This is a genomic window from Sphingomonas sp., assembly GCF_017304635.1.
GTDB lineage: Bacteria > Pseudomonadota > Alphaproteobacteria > Sphingomonadales > Sphingomonadaceae > Sphingomonas.
On the sequence record NZ_JAFKMA010000001.1, the window covers coordinates 1404582 to 1420172 of the forward strand.

Below are 15591 nucleotides of genomic sequence, written 5' to 3' on the forward strand. Positions count from 1 at the left end.
CGTCCGGGAGCGCCCGCTCGCCGTAATCCTCATACCGGCGGCAGGCGATCGAGATATTTGTCGAGCGTCAGCGGATAGTCGCGCACGCGGACGCCGGTCGCGTTGTAGACGGCGTTGGCGATCGCCGCGCCAACGCCGCACAGGCCGAGCTCGCCGACGCCCTTCGCCTTCATCGGCGACGACTTGTCGTCGGGATAGTCGAGGAACACGACCTCCTGGTGCGGAATGTCGGCGTGGACCGGGACTTCGTAGCTCGCGAGGTCGTGGTTGACGAAGAAGCCGAAGCGCGTGTCGACCGCCAGTTCCTCCATCAGCGCGGCGCCCGCGCCCATCGTCATCGCGCCGATCACCTGGCTGCGCGCCGAGACCGGATTGAGGATGCGCCCGGCGTCGCACACCGCCAGCATGCGGCGGATACGGATCTCGCCGGTGTAGCGATCGACGCCGACCTCGCAGAAATGCGCGGCGAAGGTCGATTGCTGGTACTTCTTGTCGAGGTCGCCATATTCGATCGCATCCTCGGCGCTGAGTTCGCCGTCCTTCGCGGCGTCGGCGAGCTTTGCCGAGCGGTTGCCGGCATGGACGCTGCCGTCGCTGAACGTCGCGTCGGCGGAGTTGAACCCGAGCTTTTGCGCCACCTGCTCGCGCAACTTGACGCACGCGGCGTACACGCCGGAGGTGGAGTTGTTCGCACCGAACTGCCCGCCCGATCCGCACGAGGTGGGATGCGCGGAATCGCCCAGCCGGACGACCACCGCGTCGAGGTCTACGCCCATCATCTCCGCCGCGGTCTGCGCGATGATCGTGTAGCTGCCGGTGCCGATATCGGTCATGTCGGTCTCGACCGTCACCACGCCGCGCTTGTCGAGCCGCACCCGCGCCGCCGATTTCATCAGCAGATTGTTGCGGATGCCCGCCGCCATGCCGATCCCGACCAGCCAGCGGCCGTCGCTGACCTGCGCCGGTTTGGCGTGGCGTTTCTCCCAGCCGAACTTCGCCGCCCCGGTCTTCAGGCATTCGACCAGATGGCGCTGCGAGAAGGCGCGGTCGGGCTTCTCCGGATCGACCATCGTGTCGTTTTTGATGCGGAAGGTGATCGGGTCCATCCCGAGCTTTTCCGCCATCTCGTCCATCGCCACTTCGAGCACCATCAGCCCCGGCGCCTCGCCCGGCGCGCGCATCGCATTGCCCTCGGACAGATCGAGCTCGGCCAGCCGCAATTCGGTCAGGCGGTTCGCGCCGGCGTAGAAAATCTTGGACTGGCTGACCGACGTCTCCGGGCCGCCGCCGGGCAGATTGCCCGACCAGCCGACATGCGCGATCGCGGTGATCGTGCCGTCCTTCTCGCAGCCGATCCGCACGCGCTGGATCGTCGCCGGGCGGTGCGTCGCGTTGTTCATCATCAGCGGACGCTGCATCGCGACCTTGACCGCGCGGCCGCACGCCTTCGCACCCAGCGCCGCCAGCACCGCATCGGCCCGCACGAACAGCTTGCCGCCGAATCCGCCGCCGATGAACGGCGAGACCAGTTGCACCTTGTCCTTGGACAGGTTCAGCGTCTTCGCGACGTCGCCGACGCCCCAGCCGATCATCTGGTTCGACGTGTACACCGTCAGTCTGTCGCCCTGCCACGCGGCGGTGGAGGCGAACGGCTCCATCATCGCATGGCTCTCGTCGGGGGTCGAATAGGTCTCGTCGAGCGTGACCGGCGCCTGCGCGAAAGCGGCGGCGAAGTCGCCCGCCGTCGTCCGCGCCGGCCCGCCGAGCCCGTCGTCCTTGGCCACCGGCGCATCGTCGCGCGCGGCGGCCAGGTCGTACGCGCCCTTCGCTCGCGCATAATCGAGCTTGACCAGCCCGGCGGCGGCGCGCGCCTGTTCGAACGTCTCCGCGACGACGATCGCGACCGCCTGGTGATAATGCTCGACCTCGGGACCGGCGAGCAGCTTGGCGGTATTCATGTCGCCTTTGCCCAGCTTGCCGGCATTCTTGTAGGTCACGACCGCCAGCACGCCCGGCGCCGCCTCGGCCGCCACCGTGTCGATCGAATTGATCCGCCCCTTCGCGACGCCGGCGCCGACGATATAGCCATAGCCTGGTTCGGCGACGCGATCGTGGCGTTCATAGGCATAGGGCGCGGTGCCGGTCGTCTTGAACTTGCCGTCGATCCGCGGGGTCGGGCGGCCGACATGCTTCTGGCGGTCGATTGGGTTGGTGCCGGCGGGCTCGGTGAACTTCATGCCGCCATCTCCCGCGCTTCGGCGATCACGCTGGCGAGCGTGCGTTCGGCGAGCGTCAGCTTGAACGCATTGTCCCTGGTCGGGCGGGCATCAGCGAAGACTTGCGCCGCCACCGCCTTGGCGCCACGCGGCATTGCACCCTCCGCCGCCTCGACGCGCCATGGCCTGGGCGCCATGCCACCGAACGCCACGCGACCCGTTCCGTCCTTGGCAATGACCGCCGCGACCGACACCAAAGCGAACGCATAGGACGAGCGATCGCGGACCTTGCGATAGAGGTGCGTGCCGCCGACCGGCTTGGGCAAGGTGACCGCGGTGATGAGTTCGCCCTTCTCCAGCACCGTGTCGCGATCGGGCCGGTCGCCCCACAGCCGGTGGAAGTCGGCGATCGGGATCGTCCGCCGCTGGCCATCGCCCTTCACGGTCTCGACCCCGGCGTCGAGCACGCGCAGCGCCACCGCCATGTCGCCGGGATAGGTCGCGATACAGGCGTCCGACGTGCCGATCACGCCGAGCTGCCGCGAATAGCCGCCGATCGCGGCGCAGCCCGACCCCGGCTTGCGCTTGTTGCACGCCATGTTGGGATCGTAGAAATACGGACACCGCGTCCGTTGCAGCAGATTGCCGGCCGTCGTCGCCTTGTTGCGAAGCTGGCCCGACGCGCCCGCGACGATCGCGCGCGTCAGCACCGCATAATCGCGCCGCACGCGCTTGTCGGCCGCCAGCCGCGTGTTGCTGACCAGCGCGCCGATCCGCAGGCCCCCGCCGTCCGTCGCGTCGATCGCGTCGAGCTTCAGGTCCTGCACGTCGACCAGATGCGTCGGCGTCTCGATCTCCAGCTTCATCAGGTCGAGCAGGTTGGTGCCGCCGGCGATGAACTTGGCGCCGGGCTCGCTCGCGACGATCCGCGCCGCCTCGACCGGGTCTTTCGCGCGGGTATAGGTGAACGCCTTCATGCCTTCGCTCCCGCCACCTCGGCCATGGCCTCGGCGATGTTGGAATAGGCGCCGCAGCGGCAGATGTTGCCGCTCATCCGCTCGCGCATCTCGATCGTGGTGAGGCCGGGTCGGTCGAGCAGGTCGGCCTGGACGTGGCTCGGGATGCCCGCCTTGATCTCGTCGAGCACCGCGACCGCCGAGCAAATCTGCCCCGGCGTGCAATAGCCGCACTGATAGCCGTCATGCTTGACGAACGCCGCCTGCATCGGATGCAGCTTGTCGGGCGTGCCCAGCCCCTCGATCGTCGTCACCTTGTCGCCCTGGTGCATCACCGCGAGGCTGAGGCAGGAATTGATCCGCTCGCCGTTGACGATGACGGTGCATGCACCGCACTGGCCGTGGTCGCAGCCTTTCTTGGTGCCGGTCAGGTGGAGATGCTCGCGCAAGGCGTCGAGCAGCGTAGTGCGCGTATCGAGCGTCAGGTCGCGACGCTTGCCGTTGACGGTCAGGCTGACCGGCATCGTCGGGGGCGCCCCCGCCTTCGCCATCACCGGACGGCCTTCCGCACCCGGCACCGCCGCCAGCGCGGCCGCCGCGCCACCGCTCGCCAGCACATTGCGTCGCGTCACATCCAATCCTTCGTTCATCGCCGCATCCCCGACAGGAGACACGACAACGCGCACCGGACGGTTTCGATGCGGCGCGGCCGGCCGTTGAACCTATCGGCGCTCGGCGTCCGTCTTCCGGCGCAGCGCGAGGAACTCGGACGTGGCCGACCAGGTCGGCCACACGCCGGCCCGCGCGAGCCGCAGGCCCATGGCGTGGAACAGGTCGACATCCGCAGCCGCTCCCCGCAGATCCCACGTCGCGTCCCACGCGTCACATGTCTTGTGGTAGCAGGCCATGTAGGCGTCCAGCCATCGCTGCCCCGCCGCCTTGCCGCCGCTCACCAGATCGGGCGGCCCGCCCAGCGCCATCAGCAGCAGCGACGGCACCCCGCGCCGCACGACCGAGAAATGATCGGCGCGATAGAACAGTCCGCGCTCGCTGAACGTCTCCGCCGTGATCGTCCGCCCCTGCGCGCGCGCCGCATCGGCCAGGTCCTGGTCGAGCGTCGAATTGCCGGCACCGACCAGGATGACGTCCTTCGCCGGACCCGCGGTTTGCAGGATGTCCATCGTCAGGTTCGCCGCCGTCGTCGCCAGCGGATAGACCGGATGCGTGGCATAATATTCGGACCCGAGCAGACCGCGCTCTTCGCCGGTCCACAGCGCGAAGACCAGGCTGCGATCGGTGCGCGGGCCGGCCTTGAACAGCCGCGCCAGTTCGAGCACGCCCGCCACGCCCAATCCGTCGTCGTTGGCGCCCGGGCGGATGGTCCGCCCCTGCGCATCCGCCGGCCCCCGACCATAGGCGTCCCAATGCGCGCCGAACATCACCGTTTCGCTCGCGCGGCTCGTGCCCGGCAGCTTCGCGAGCACGTTGGCGCTTTCGATCCGCGCCACCGCGACTGGCAAATCGGCGGAGAAACGTAGCGGCATGGCGACCGGCTGAAATGCCGCCGACCGCGCCTTGACGCGCAGCGCGGCGAGATCGAGCCCGGCCGCCTTGAACAGGCGATCGGCGGCATCGTGCTCGATCCAGCCCTGCAACGGCACGCGCCGGTCGCCGGCATCGCGCACGATATCGTAATTCTCGCCGTTGGAGGCCGATACGGTCGACCAGCCGTAACCAGCGCCGCCGGTGTCGTGGATAATGAGCGCCGCCACCGCGCCCCGCCGCGCCGCCTCGTCGAACTTGTAGGTCCAGCGGCCGTAATAGGTCATCCGCCGGCCGCCGAAACGGCCGAACGCATCCTCGCCGGCGACGGCTTCGAAATCGGGGTCGTTGACCAGGAACACGGCGACCTTGCCGCGCAGGTCGACGTCCTTGAAATCGTCCCACTTCGCCTCGGGCGCGCTGACGCCATAGCCGACGAACACCATCGGAGCCCCGGCGATCGCGATGCGCGGATCGGCCCTGACGGTGGTGAGGTTGATCTCCTTCGCCGGATCGAACGACACCGATTTGCCCGCGGTATCGCTGAAACCGATCGTACCCGTACCCAGCCGGGTATGGATCATCGGCACCTTTTGCAGCCACGCCCCGTCCGGTCCGCCCGGCGCGAGGCCCAGCGCCTTGAACCGGGCTACGAGATACTCAAGCGTGCGCTGCTCGCCGGCGGTGCCGGGCGATCGGCCCTCGAATGCGTCCGATGCCAGCACCTTCGCGGTGTCCGACATGGCTCCCGGATCGGCCCGATCCGTCGGCGACGCACCCGCGGTCAGCAACAGTGCAGGCACGAGGCCGATCGACAACCACCGCATGGATCGTTCTCCCTTAAGCTACGACGCGCTGGCTCGCCGGACCTACTGGCCCCAGACCGACACGCGCCGGTCGGGCGGCAGGTACAGCGCGTCGCCCGGCTTGACGTTAAACGCCGCGTACCACGGGCCGAAGTTCCGCACGATGCCGTCGACGCGATACTTGTCGGGACTGTGCGGATCGGACAGCAGCGCCGCGCGCTGCGCCCCTTCGCGGCGCTTGCCTTGCCAGGCTTGCGCGAAGGCGATGAAGAAGCGCTGGTCGCCGGTGAAACCGTCGAGCACCGGCGGCTCGCCGTGCCGCGCGACGTAGCGGCGATAGGCGGCATAGGCCGTCTCCAGCCCGCCCAGGTCGGCGAGGTTTTCGCCCAGCGTCAGCCGCCCCTTGATATGCGTGCCGGGGATCGGCTCGTACTGGTCGAACTGCGTGGCCAGCCGGTCGGCCTGGACGTTGTACTTGGCTGCGCTCGCCGCGGTCCACCAGTCGCGCAGGCGGCCCTTTTCATCATACTGCCGGCCCTGATCGTCGAAACCGTGCCCCATTTCATGCCCGATCGTCGTGGCACCCGTCTCCGCATAGTTCACCGCCGGATCGGCGTTGGCGTCGAAGAACGGCGGCTGGAGGATCGCGGCCGGCAGCGTGATCTGGTTCATCGTCGGGTCGTAATAGGCGTTCACCGTCTGCGGCGTCATGAACCACAGCCCGCGATCGACCGCATGCGGGAACCGTTGCAGCTGCAACCGCCAGTTGAACGCATCGGACGCCAGGTCGTTGGCGAGCGGATCGGTGCGGCTGACCGCCAGTGTCGAATAGTCGATCCACTTCGCGGGATGCCCGACCCGCGGATCGAAGGTCGCCAGCTTCGCCAGCGCGGCCTTGCGCGTCGCGTCGTCCATCCAGGCGGCGCCGTCGATCTTGTCCTTGTACGCGGCGCGCATGTCGGTGACGAGTTCGTCCGCCTTGGCCTGCGTCGCCGGCGTCCAGTATTGCTGGACGTAGATCGCCCCGACCGCCTCGCCGAGTGCGCCGTCGAGCAGGCCCATGCCCCGCTTCCACCGCGCGCGCTGCTCCGGGATGTCGTACAGGGTCTTCTTGTAGAAATCGAAGTTCGCCTGGTCGAACGCATGCGGCAGGAAGGCGGCATGGTCGCTGATGAAGCGGACCGTCACCCACTCTTTCCACGTCGACAACGGCACGTCGGCGAGCCGCTTGCCGGCGGCGGCGACCGCCGTCGTCTCCGCGACATCGACCATCCTGACATCGCCCAGCCCCATCGACGCCAGCGTCGCGGTCCAGTCGAACTCGGGCGCGAGCTTGGTCAGTTGCGCGCGCGTCATCGGGTTGTGCGTCGCGATCGGGTCGCGGCGGCGCTCCGGCGTCCACTGGTCCTGGCTCAGCCGCGTTTCCAGCGCAATGATCCGCTCGGCCTTGGCGGCGGCATCCGGGATGCCCGCCAGCGTCTGGAGCTTGACGAGATAGTCGCGATAGGCCGCGCGGATCGCGACATACTTGTCGCCCGTCAGCAAATAGTAATCGCGCACCGGCAGGCCGAGCCGCGCCTGCCCCGCCGTCGCGGTGTAGCGCGTGGGGTCGTCCTGATCGACACCGATGCCGATCCCGACCGGCGCCGGCCAGCCCGGTTGTGCCATCAGGCGCACCAGTTCGGGCCGCGTCGTCACCGCATCGATCCGCGCGAGGTAAGGCTTGAGCGGCGCCGTCCCCCGCGCCTCGATCCCCCGTTCGTCCATCCAGGCGGCGTAGAAATCGCCGACCTTGCGTGCGGTCGGCGTTGTCGGATTGGCGGCGGCGGTCTCGACGATCTTGCGCACCTGGCCCTCGATTTCGTCGGGCAGGTCGTAATTATAGCCGGCGCCGACCTTGTCGGCCGGGATCGGATGGTTCTTGAGCCACGTGCCCTCGGCATAGGCATAGAAATCGTCGCCCGGCTTCACGCTGCGATCCATGTCGCCGAGTTCCAGCCCCCAGCCCCCGTATCGGGGCTTCGCCGTCTGCGCGACGAGCAAAGCGGGGACGGCAAGCAGACTGGCAGCGGCAAGCAGAACGGAACGGCGCATCGGGAACCCCCTTTTGGAGAATGTCCGACGCTATCGCGCCGACGACCGCCGGTCACGTTCTTTTGCGAGCTTTTGCGAGCGTTTAACGACGGCGGGCAAGCGCCGTGAAACGCAGCTCGTCTCGCCCTCTCTCATCCGCAGCGGCGGCAACAGGGCGACGCATCGCCCTTTAATTAGGGCGATTGGAATGTCAGGCTCGGGTCAGCCGCCCAGCGCGGTCAACGCCGGCGCGAACGCCGCCTGTAACGAGCGCGCCGCGATGAATGCGATGGCGACGCAGCCCGAAACGCCGGCCGCACCGATCGCGACGAGTTCGAGGCGACGGGCGAACAGGCGGCTGCGGTCGGCCCGACGCGCGGACGGATGCGGCGTGTCGTTTCTCGTTCCGGCCCGCCGCTCGGTACGCATCGCTTCGGGCGATGCCGTCGAGGAAGCTCCCGACCGTGCCCCGCCGACCATGCCGGTAATATCGATCCGATCCTGCGATCGCAGGCCGAAAGCGCCGCCGCGGCACCAGACGACGCGACCGACGACGATATGGTCGCCGCGGCGGATCTCGACATAGCTTCGCTGCGTCACGTCGGCCCTGGTCTTCGCCATCAGTCCGCGCGACGACAGGTTCTGGATCGACACATCAACCCAATCCCGTCCAAGCAGCATCCTGGCCTGGATGCGGACGGCTATCCTTGGGTCGCGGTTCTTCACGGTCGCGCGAGGATCGGCGACACGAACTCAGCGCCGACTCGATAGGGCGTTGAAAATACGACGAACATTCCGCTTCGATAGCCAGGGCACATTACCGTTTTCAAAACACCCCGCGGTTAACGAAACGCTACCGCGCCGCCGCAAACCACTCGATATTCGACCAACGTCCAATCGGCACATCTGTTTGCGCCATTTAATATATGATTTGTTGGGGTGTAGACGGAAAGCACAGACCACGGGGTACCTGTAGCGCTGCTTTTCGAAGGGACGGCAACCGCCGGATGCCCATCGACCTGAAGCTGAGGTTGGTACGTCAGAACGCTGGCCAACCAGCAGTGCGAAAGTGCCCCGCCGACGATCACGCGGGAAGCCTCGGAGATCACGATCGGACCGGCTGCTCGCTAAACAAAATATCGCGCGAAACTGGCTATGGCGGAGAGGGTGGGAATCACACTTAGGTGACAAGCCATTGATTTGGCTAAGCTTTATTCAACCCTGCCCTCTGCGTACCATGTAATGTACCATGTCGACGATTTCACCCGATTTCAAACGCTTGCGGGATCAGTTCGACTGCGTGTCTCTCTATCGAACTGACGGTACATTGGCAACGCCCCACACTGCCTTTCAACCTGGCGCAGGATAAACACACAGAGCCCTGTAATCACGCGCTGCGTCCCGCTTAGACCTTACGCTTTTTGCCTTCGAAACCGTCTTTCACATCGTCGATCCAAGCGACGATCTCGCGGTTGCTCCATCGCGAGGCGAAATCATCGACCTTGTACGGCGACGGGAATTTGCCCTCGCCGATAAGCCGGTAGATCATGGTTTTGCCGAGCCCGACGCGCCGCTTCACTTCGTCGAGCTTGATCAGCCGGTCACTCGTCTCCGCGTCGCTCATTTCGATGCGGTCCGTGCCCGCGCAAACGCGCGGTCGCTCGCGAGGAACGATGCAAGCATCGGTGGAATGAGTTCGGTGACCACCTCCTCAACCCCGTAAGCGTCGCGGTACAGCTGGGCGTAAAGTTGCAGGTCGGCGTGAAGCTGCGGCGTCACGACGATACCGAGTTTGACCGGTGTCCGGTCGTCCAGCCGGGGCAATTTCAACGCCGACATGTTACTCCTCCCGCCAGGGCTTGAGCACCAGGTCCTGATGCACGAGCAACCGGATCGTCGCACCGGGCCGCACCGTGATCGTTGGCTGTACGTTGAGGTTGCGCGATGTGAGTTGGTCACCAGCTCGCGACACGTTCTGCTCGGCCGATTGACGCAGTGCGTCGACGAGATCGCCGCGGCCGCTGAACTGCAGCTCTGCGCCGACCCCGAGCATCGTCGAAAGGACAATGCCCTTGAGCAAAGTCCATGTGTGGAAATCGACCTTGTCGGCGAGACCGGCATAGCCCGAAGGATCGCTTGCCGGCGTGTTGCCGATCTGGATCGAACTGCCATCTGGAAAGACGATGCGCTGCCAGATGACAAGCGCCCTGCTCTGTCCGAACGCTACTACAGAATCGTACGTCCCGATCAGCCGCGCACCTTGCGGAACCAGCAAAATCGTGCCGGTCGCGCTATCATAGACGCGCTGGGTCACCTGCGCCGTCACCATGCCGGGCAAATCCGAGCGTAGGCCGGTGATGAGGCTCGCCGCGATCACGCTGCCGGCGGACAGGGTGTAGGGCGACGGTGCGGCCGCGACGCGATTGGGGTTCACGTCGCCCTTGCGCGAAGCATTGTCCGCAAAAGCGTTGTTGCGCAGTTGACCGTTCGGATCGGCCGAAGGATCCTGCTCGAGCTTGGCTGCAGCATCCGGCGGCGTTGCCTCGACTAGCGATGATACGCCCACCGCTGGCGCCGCCGCCTGGCTGGCAGTCTGAACCATCAGACCCGACGCCCGCGCCGTCGCCAGTTCCTGCAACCGTCTCTGGCGCGCTTCGGCAGCGATCTGCGACTTGTCCACGCCTGGCGTTGCAACCGGCGGCACGGGCGGCAGCGTTGCCAGTTGCCGTTGACGATCAAGGATCGGTCGTCCGAGATCACCGGGAAGCGGCGGTCCCAGCTTCGGCGCATCGCCATAGCTGGTCGGCAAGCTGCTCAACGTGTCGGACGGCGCCTTGATGCCCGGCGGCTGATCGTCGGGATTGGTCGCGAGGTGCAACGCGCGCGGTTCGAGCGCGAACCACGATGTCACCACGACCCCACCGGCGGCTAGAGCGGCCAGCGAAACGACAACACCGCGCTTGAAACGGATCGCGCGCGCCGGTCGCGCGCGCAGCACCAACGTCTCGGGGTCGACCTTGGGCGGCACGATCGGCGCTTCATCGACCGGAGGCATCTCGCTCATACGGCCCTCCCACGACGCGTCGTGCCACGAGTGATCCGCACGACCTGTTGGCGCTTGGTGCCCAGCCGCATCTCGGCGACGTCGAACAGGCGGTCGACGACATAATAGCGGCCGCGCAGGCGAAAGTTGACCAGCTCCGCGGCGCCCGTGGCGCCGACCACGAACAATGGTGGCGCGTCGGTCGTGCCGAGGCCTGCGGGCAGCTCGATGTACGTCTGCTTGCCGTCGTCAAACGCGCGCAACGGCCGCCACGCCACCTTGTCGCCGGTGATCGCATAATCGAAATGGAGCTGATCCATGTCGAGCGCCGGGGCGGCCGGCGTCGCGGCGGCAGCGGCATCGGTTGCGCGCTTGAGCGCCAGCATGGTGTCTTGCGGGTAGGTCCACGCGATGGCCGACATGGCCGGTCCTGCCGCACTGGTCAGCGTGACGTGATAGGTCCGTCGGTCGGTCGTGATAACGAGGTTCGTGGCGAGACCGGGACCGATCGGTTTCACGAGGACATGTGCCCGCTTGTCGGCGCCCGACCCGCTGGTCGTATCGCCGATGACCCAGCGCGCGGTATCCCCCGCCGCGACCGAGCCGAGCGTCTCGCCCGGCTGGAGCAGGATGTCGGTGACGGTCTCGGGCGCGGTCAGGACGTGATAGATCTGCCCATCGACAAACGGCAGCATGGCGCTGGCCGCGACGAACGCATTGGGCGTCGGCTCGATCGTACCGGCGGCATTGGCGGCGGCAACCGCGCGAGCAGAGGTCGTTCGCTTGGCCTCGGGCGCGGCGTGCGCCGCGGTAGCAAGGCTCAGGGCAAGCAGGGACAAGGGATGAAGTTGGGTCATTTCTGGGTCTCCGGGAGTGATGGGGCCGGCCGCAGGCCGAGATTGGGATCGAGCGGCGACCCCGAGGGAATAGTGACAGCGGCGGGGGCAGCCGGCGGCGCCGGCGGAGCGACGGGGGTCGGCGCGCTCGCCGGCTCGAGTTCGCGGCTCCAATCGATCGCGTCGATGTAAACGCTCGTCGTCACACCCCGCCGGGGCGTGCGGCATCGCTCCCCGCCGCACGCCTCGGGGGGCCCAACTTCCGACAGGATCGCACAGCATGGACGACTTCAGCGTCATCGACCGGTTCGTTGCCGCGTTCACGCGATATATCGACAACGGCTTTGGGCTGCTGGGCGGCGATGTCCATTTCCTCGCCGCCACGCTGATCGGCATCGACGTGACGCTCGCCGGTCTGTTCTGGGCGCTGGGCGGCGATCAGGACGTGATGGGGCGCTTAATCAAGAAGATCCTCTATGTCGGCGCGTTCGCCTATATCATCGGCAGCTTCTCGACGCTCGCGACGATCATCTTCCGTTCGTTTGCCGCCGCCGGTGTCACCGCCAGTGCGGGCACGATCAGCGCCGACGACTTGCTCAAGCCCGGCACACTCGCGGAATCGGGGACCGTGCGGTCAACGTCCCGCATTTCGCGGTCAAGTCCGGCGCGGAACGAATGCTAGAAGCGATGGGCTTCGGTGCGACCATCCTGCGACCGACCTATTTCATCGACAATGAGGCGATGGTGAAGGACGTGGTGCTTGAGCACGGCGTCTATCCCATGCCGATCGGCAGCAAGGGCGTCGCGATGGTCAGCACGCGCGACATCGCAGAAGTAGCGGCGATCCAGTTGATCCGGCGTGACACCGCGCCGACCAAACTCCCGATCGAGACAATCAATGTGATCGGTCCCGACACCCTGACCGGCGATAGTGCAGCTGCCATCTGGGCTGATGTTTTGGACCGTCCCGTAGTCTATGGCGGCGGCGACCCTGCGGGCTTCGAGCAGAACATGGCGACCTTTCTGCCGCGGTGGACTGCTTACGAAATGCGCCTCATGGCCGAACGCTACGTGAGCGACGGCATGATCCCCGAAACGGGCGATATCGAACGCTTAACCGCGATGCTGGGCCGGCCGCTGCACTCCTATCGCGAATTCGTGGCTGAACTCGTGTCGAACTGATCTGCCGCATCACTGTTGGGCGGTCGTGAGGCTTCAGCCTTGCGGCCGCCTCGTCACCGATTGAATGATCGCGCTGCTTTGAGCCCTAATTGTCGCCATACGATCGGTCCGCCGATAATTCCAAAAGCTGCCAGTGGTTCATGCGAGGATACAGGTGCCGACAATTGCGCCGCTGCACATCGCTCGTTGGCCAAAACGCACCTACGTCACTGGTATGGCGCTCAGGAGTTTGGCTTCGCGGATGATGACGAGCGTCTTGAAGCTGCGGATTTTATCGTTTGCAGAAAACAATCGCTGCACCAGATCGTCATAACCTTCCATGTCACGGGCAATGATGCGCACGGCAAAGTCGTGATCGCCGGTGACGTTCCAAGCCTCCAGAACTTCTTGTTCACGCCGGAACACGGCCATCATTTCGTTGAGCGTATGGGCGTTTTCGCGCTCCAGCGTGACCAGTACGATCATCGATAAGGGCCAGCCCAACGTCCGTGGTCGGACAATCGCGACCTCGCGCTCGATCACGCCGCTCGCACGGAGCTGACGGAGCCGGCGGTAACAGGCCGGTGCCGATAGCCCGACCGCCGCAGCCAGTTCAGCGACCGGCCGTTTGGCACCGATCTGCACGAGCTCTAGCAGCCGGCGGTCGAAATCGTCGAGCTGATCGATATTTGCCACTCGCTAGCTCTGCCAGATAAACTTTATCACGTCTTCACAAAAATCGATCACACTTATCCGGTGCGCCTCGTAGGTTCGGGCCGTTCTCCACAAATATTGGGTTCGTCATGATCTCTACTGTATTGCCGCGGCCCGGTTTCGCGCGCGTCGACTATCCTGCGATCGCAATGTTGTTCCTGTCACTCGTCTCGGTCACGACGGGCGCGACCTTTGCGAAACACTTTTTCCCGCTGGTCGGGCCAGAGGGCGCGACGGCGCTGCGATTGACCGTAGCGGCGGTGTTGATGGCGGCGGTCTTCAAGCCCTGGCGGATCGATCTGCGCAGCGGCTGGCGGTCGCTGCTCGTCTACGGCGTCGTGCTCGGGGTGATGAACCTCTCCTTCTACAAGGCGCTCAACTACATTCCGCTCGGCATCGCGATCGCGATCGAGTTTACCGGGCCGCTCGCCGTCGCCGTGCTCACGTCGCGCCGACGATCGGACTTTGCGTGGATTGCGCTGGCGATGGCGGGACTCGCGCTGCTGATGCCGATTTGGCGTGATGCGAGCCCGCTCGACTGGCGCGGAACCGGGTTGGCGCTCGTCGCCGGCTCGTGCTGGGCAATCTATATCGTCGGCGGCAAGAAGGCCGGTAGTACTCATGGCCCTGCAGCCGCGGCGGGAGGTATGATACTGGCAGCACTCGTCGCGCTGCCCGTCGGTATCGCCCATGCTGGGACGTCGATCTTGGCCTGGGACGCGATCGCACTCGGCATCGTTGTGGGCATCGTCTCCAGCGCCATTCCCTATTCGCTGGAGATCGTCGCGCTTAAGCGATTGCCGGCAAACACCTTTGGTACGTTGTTGAGCGCGGAGCCTGCGGTCGGATCGCTGGTCGGAATGACGCTCCTCGGCGAAATGTTATCGCCGATGCAATGGCTGGCGGTGGGGCTTATCATCTGCTCGTCGATCGGAACTGCGCTTAACGCCAAAAGCGGTGAAGGGTTCGAGCAACCAGCCTGAAGGGTTGAAGGCTTCGGCCGTTATGCGCCCTATGATCAGACGTTCAGTTCGATCGAGCTCGATCTTGTAAGCTGCCATAAATGGTTGAATCTGCCCTGTGTCCGGTTAACCTCGTCGCGAGGGGGAACTGCGCGATGTCAACAAGGGCGGGTGTTCTGGCAGCGATACTGCTGGTATCAAGCGGTGCGTTGGCACAGAATGGCGATCCACTTGCCGACAAAGTGTACGGGAAATGGGGTGTCGACCTGACCGCGCGCGACCTGAACGTCAGGCCCGGCGACGATTTCGATGCCTACGCCGACGGCACTTGGGCGAAGAGTGCGGAGATCCCAGCCGACAGCGGGTCCACCGGGCCGTATCTCGATCTGCGCCGCCTTTCCGAGGCACGGATGCGGGCGATCATCGAAACCAGTCCGCCAACGTCGCAGATCGGGGCGCTCTATCGCAGCTACATGGACACGGCGACGATCGAAGCGCGCGGCATCGCCCCCCTCGTAGCTGACCTCGCTCCGATCACCGCTGCGAAGGATCGCGACGCGCTGGCGCTAGCGGTCGCCCGGCCCGGCTTCACGACTGGGCCGGTGACGTTTGACGTTGACGCCGATCCCGCAGATGCCCGGCGCGAGGTGATCGGCGTGATGCAGGGCGGACTGACCTTTCCCGACCGCGACTATTATCTGCTCGACCGGTTCAAGACGCCTCGCGCCGCATTGCAGCCCTATGTCGAGCGTTCGCTCGCGCTGGCGGGCGACGGCGACGCAGCGCGCCACGCGGCGGCGGTCGTCAACTTCGAGACGGCGATCGCCAAGGTCAGCTACAGCCGTACCGACAGCGACGATCCGGCCAAGTCGATCAACCCGACGACCCTTGGCGCGCTTGCGCAGAATTCGCCGGGACTGCCGTGGTCGGGAATGCTGCGCGTCGCCGGCCTGCCAGCAGGACCGAGGCAGCGGCTGATCGTCGTGCAGCGCGACGCGCTGACGGGGATTGCCGCTCTTTGGGCATCGACCCCGCTCGACACCCTCAAAGCGTGGGCCAGCTTCCACCTGATCGACAAAGCTGGCCGCTTCCTGCCGCAACGGTTCACCGACAGCTACGACACGTTCTCCAAAATCGTGCGCGCATCGCGCGGCACGCCGACCCGCGAGCGCCGCGCGATCAATCTCGTCGATGACCGGCTCGGCGAACTGATTGGTCGTGAATATGTCCGGCGCTTCTTCGACCCGCAGCGCAAGGCCGCGATGCTGGTTCTGGCGAACAA

14 protein-coding genes and 1 pseudogene are annotated in these 15591 nt (G+C 65.9%); 4 read left to right on the forward strand and 11 right to left on the reverse strand.

Features of this window, described 5'->3' with window-relative positions:
* Nucleotides 1–29 precede the first annotated feature (29 nt).
* From paoC to trbG, 10 genes are all read right to left on the reverse strand, one after another.
* On the reverse strand, nt 30–2237 hold the full coding sequence (paoC, locus tag J0I47_RS06960) for an aldehyde oxidoreductase molybdenum-binding subunit PaoC (protein WP_294045803.1): 2208 nt from the start codon (nt 2235–2237) through the stop codon (nt 30–32).
* On the reverse strand, nt 2234–3193 hold the full coding sequence (locus tag J0I47_RS06965; protein ID WP_294045805.1) for a xanthine dehydrogenase family protein subunit M: 960 nt from the start codon (nt 3191–3193) through the stop codon (nt 2234–2236). Before J0I47_RS06965 ends, paoC begins: the two co-directional genes overlap by 4 nt.
* Nucleotides 3190–3822: an aldehyde dehydrogenase iron-sulfur subunit PaoA gene (gene paoA, locus J0I47_RS06970; protein ID WP_294045806.1), complete on the reverse strand. Its 633-nt coding sequence runs from the start codon at nt 3820–3822 to the stop codon at nt 3190–3192. Before paoA ends, J0I47_RS06965 begins: the two co-directional genes overlap by 4 nt.
* Before the next feature lie 72 nt (nt 3823–3894).
* Complete coding sequence (locus tag J0I47_RS06975; protein WP_294045807.1) at nt 3895–5541, reverse strand: M28 family metallopeptidase; 1647 nt, start codon at nt 5539–5541, stop codon at nt 3895–3897.
* 42 nt (nt 5542–5583) lie between these two features.
* Nucleotides 5584–7614, reverse strand: coding sequence for a M13 family metallopeptidase (locus tag J0I47_RS06980; protein WP_294045808.1), 2031 nt, complete (start codon nt 7612–7614; stop codon nt 5584–5586).
* Nucleotides 7615–7815: 201 nt separating this feature from the next.
* Complete coding sequence (locus tag J0I47_RS06985; protein WP_294045809.1) at nt 7816–8319, reverse strand: PilZ domain-containing protein; 504 nt, start codon at nt 8317–8319, stop codon at nt 7816–7818.
* 679 nt (nt 8320–8998) lie between these two features.
* Entirely contained in the window at nt 8999–9217 is a 219-nt protein-coding gene (locus J0I47_RS06990) for an AlpA family phage regulatory protein (protein WP_294045811.1), read from the reverse strand.
* Nucleotides 9214–9432: a DUF2274 domain-containing protein gene (locus tag J0I47_RS06995; RefSeq protein ID WP_294045812.1), complete on the reverse strand. Its 219-nt coding sequence runs from the start codon at nt 9430–9432 to the stop codon at nt 9214–9216. Before J0I47_RS06995 ends, J0I47_RS06990 begins: the two co-directional genes overlap by 4 nt.
* A gap of 1 nt (nt 9433) precedes the next feature.
* Nucleotides 9434–10657, reverse strand: coding sequence for a TrbI/VirB10 family protein (locus J0I47_RS07000; protein ID WP_294045813.1), 1224 nt, complete (start codon nt 10655–10657; stop codon nt 9434–9436).
* The gene (gene trbG, locus J0I47_RS07005) at nt 10654–11475 is read right to left on the reverse strand and encodes a P-type conjugative transfer protein TrbG (protein WP_366809839.1); all 822 of its coding nucleotides are present in this window, start codon (nt 11473–11475) and stop codon (nt 10654–10656) included. The genes J0I47_RS07000 and trbG overlap by 4 nt, the downstream gene beginning before the upstream one ends.
* Before the next feature lie 277 nt (nt 11476–11752).
* On the opposite strand from trbG, the pseudogene J0I47_RS07010 reads away from it, so the two are divergent.
* Together J0I47_RS07010 and J0I47_RS07015 are read left to right on the forward strand one after the other, a co-directional pair.
* A pseudogene (locus J0I47_RS07010) lies at nt 11753–12097 on the forward strand (type IV secretion system protein); the annotation flags it as partial.
* Between the two features lie 50 nt (nt 12098–12147).
* Nucleotides 12148–12654 carry an NmrA family transcriptional regulator gene (locus J0I47_RS07015; RefSeq protein WP_294045815.1) on the forward strand — a complete coding sequence of 169 codons (507 nt, stop codon included), beginning with the start codon at nt 12148–12150 and terminating at the stop codon, nt 12652–12654.
* A gap of 201 nt (nt 12655–12855) precedes the next feature.
* Here J0I47_RS07015 and J0I47_RS07020 read toward each other — a convergent pair whose 3' ends face one another.
* A complete protein-coding gene (locus J0I47_RS07020; RefSeq protein ID WP_294045816.1) occupies nt 12856–13329 on the reverse strand; it encodes an Lrp/AsnC family transcriptional regulator in 474 nt (157 codons plus the stop codon).
* A gap of 167 nt (nt 13330–13496) precedes the next feature.
* On the opposite strand from J0I47_RS07020, the gene J0I47_RS07025 reads away from it, so the two are divergent.
* Nucleotides 13497–14330: an EamA family transporter gene (locus J0I47_RS07025; protein ID WP_294045818.1), complete on the forward strand. Its 834-nt coding sequence runs from the start codon at nt 13497–13499 to the stop codon at nt 14328–14330.
* A 188-nt stretch (nt 14331–14518) separates the two neighbouring features.
* On the forward strand, nt 14519–15591 hold a 1073-nt coding region (locus J0I47_RS07030; protein ID WP_294045819.1), incomplete at its 3' end, for a M13 family metallopeptidase N-terminal domain-containing protein.

Excerpts from the sequence above, each read along its gene's own strand:
- J0I47_RS07025 (WP_294045818.1), top strand. The coding sequence starts at position 13,497 with ATGTTGTTCCTGTCACTCGTCTCGGTCACGACGGGCGCGACCTTTGCG.
- paoC (WP_294045803.1), bottom strand. The coding sequence starts at position 2,237 with ATGAAGTTCACCGAGCCCGCCGGCACCAACCCAATCGACCGCCAGAAG.
- J0I47_RS06965 (WP_294045805.1), bottom strand. The coding sequence starts at position 3,193 with ATGAAGGCGTTCACCTATACCCGCGCGAAAGACCCGGTCGAGGCGGCG.
- J0I47_RS06975 (WP_294045807.1), bottom strand. The coding sequence starts at position 5,541 with ATGCGGTGGTTGTCGATCGGCCTCGTGCCTGCACTGTTGCTGACCGCG.
- J0I47_RS06995 (WP_294045812.1), bottom strand. The coding sequence starts at position 9,432 with ATGTCGGCGTTGAAATTGCCCCGGCTGGACGACCGGACACCGGTCAAA.
- J0I47_RS06980 (WP_294045808.1), bottom strand. The coding sequence starts at position 7,614 with ATGCGCCGTTCCGTTCTGCTTGCCGCTGCCAGTCTGCTTGCCGTCCCC.
- J0I47_RS06990 (WP_294045811.1), bottom strand. The coding sequence starts at position 9,217 with ATGAGCGACGCGGAGACGAGTGACCGGCTGATCAAGCTCGACGAAGTG.
- J0I47_RS07000 (WP_294045813.1), bottom strand. The coding sequence starts at position 10,657 with ATGAGCGAGATGCCTCCGGTCGATGAAGCGCCGATCGTGCCGCCCAAG.
- paoA (WP_294045806.1), bottom strand. The coding sequence starts at position 3,822 with ATGAACGAAGGATTGGATGTGACGCGACGCAATGTGCTGGCGAGCGGT.
- J0I47_RS07015 (WP_294045815.1), top strand. The coding sequence starts at position 12,148 with ATGCTAGAAGCGATGGGCTTCGGTGCGACCATCCTGCGACCGACCTAT.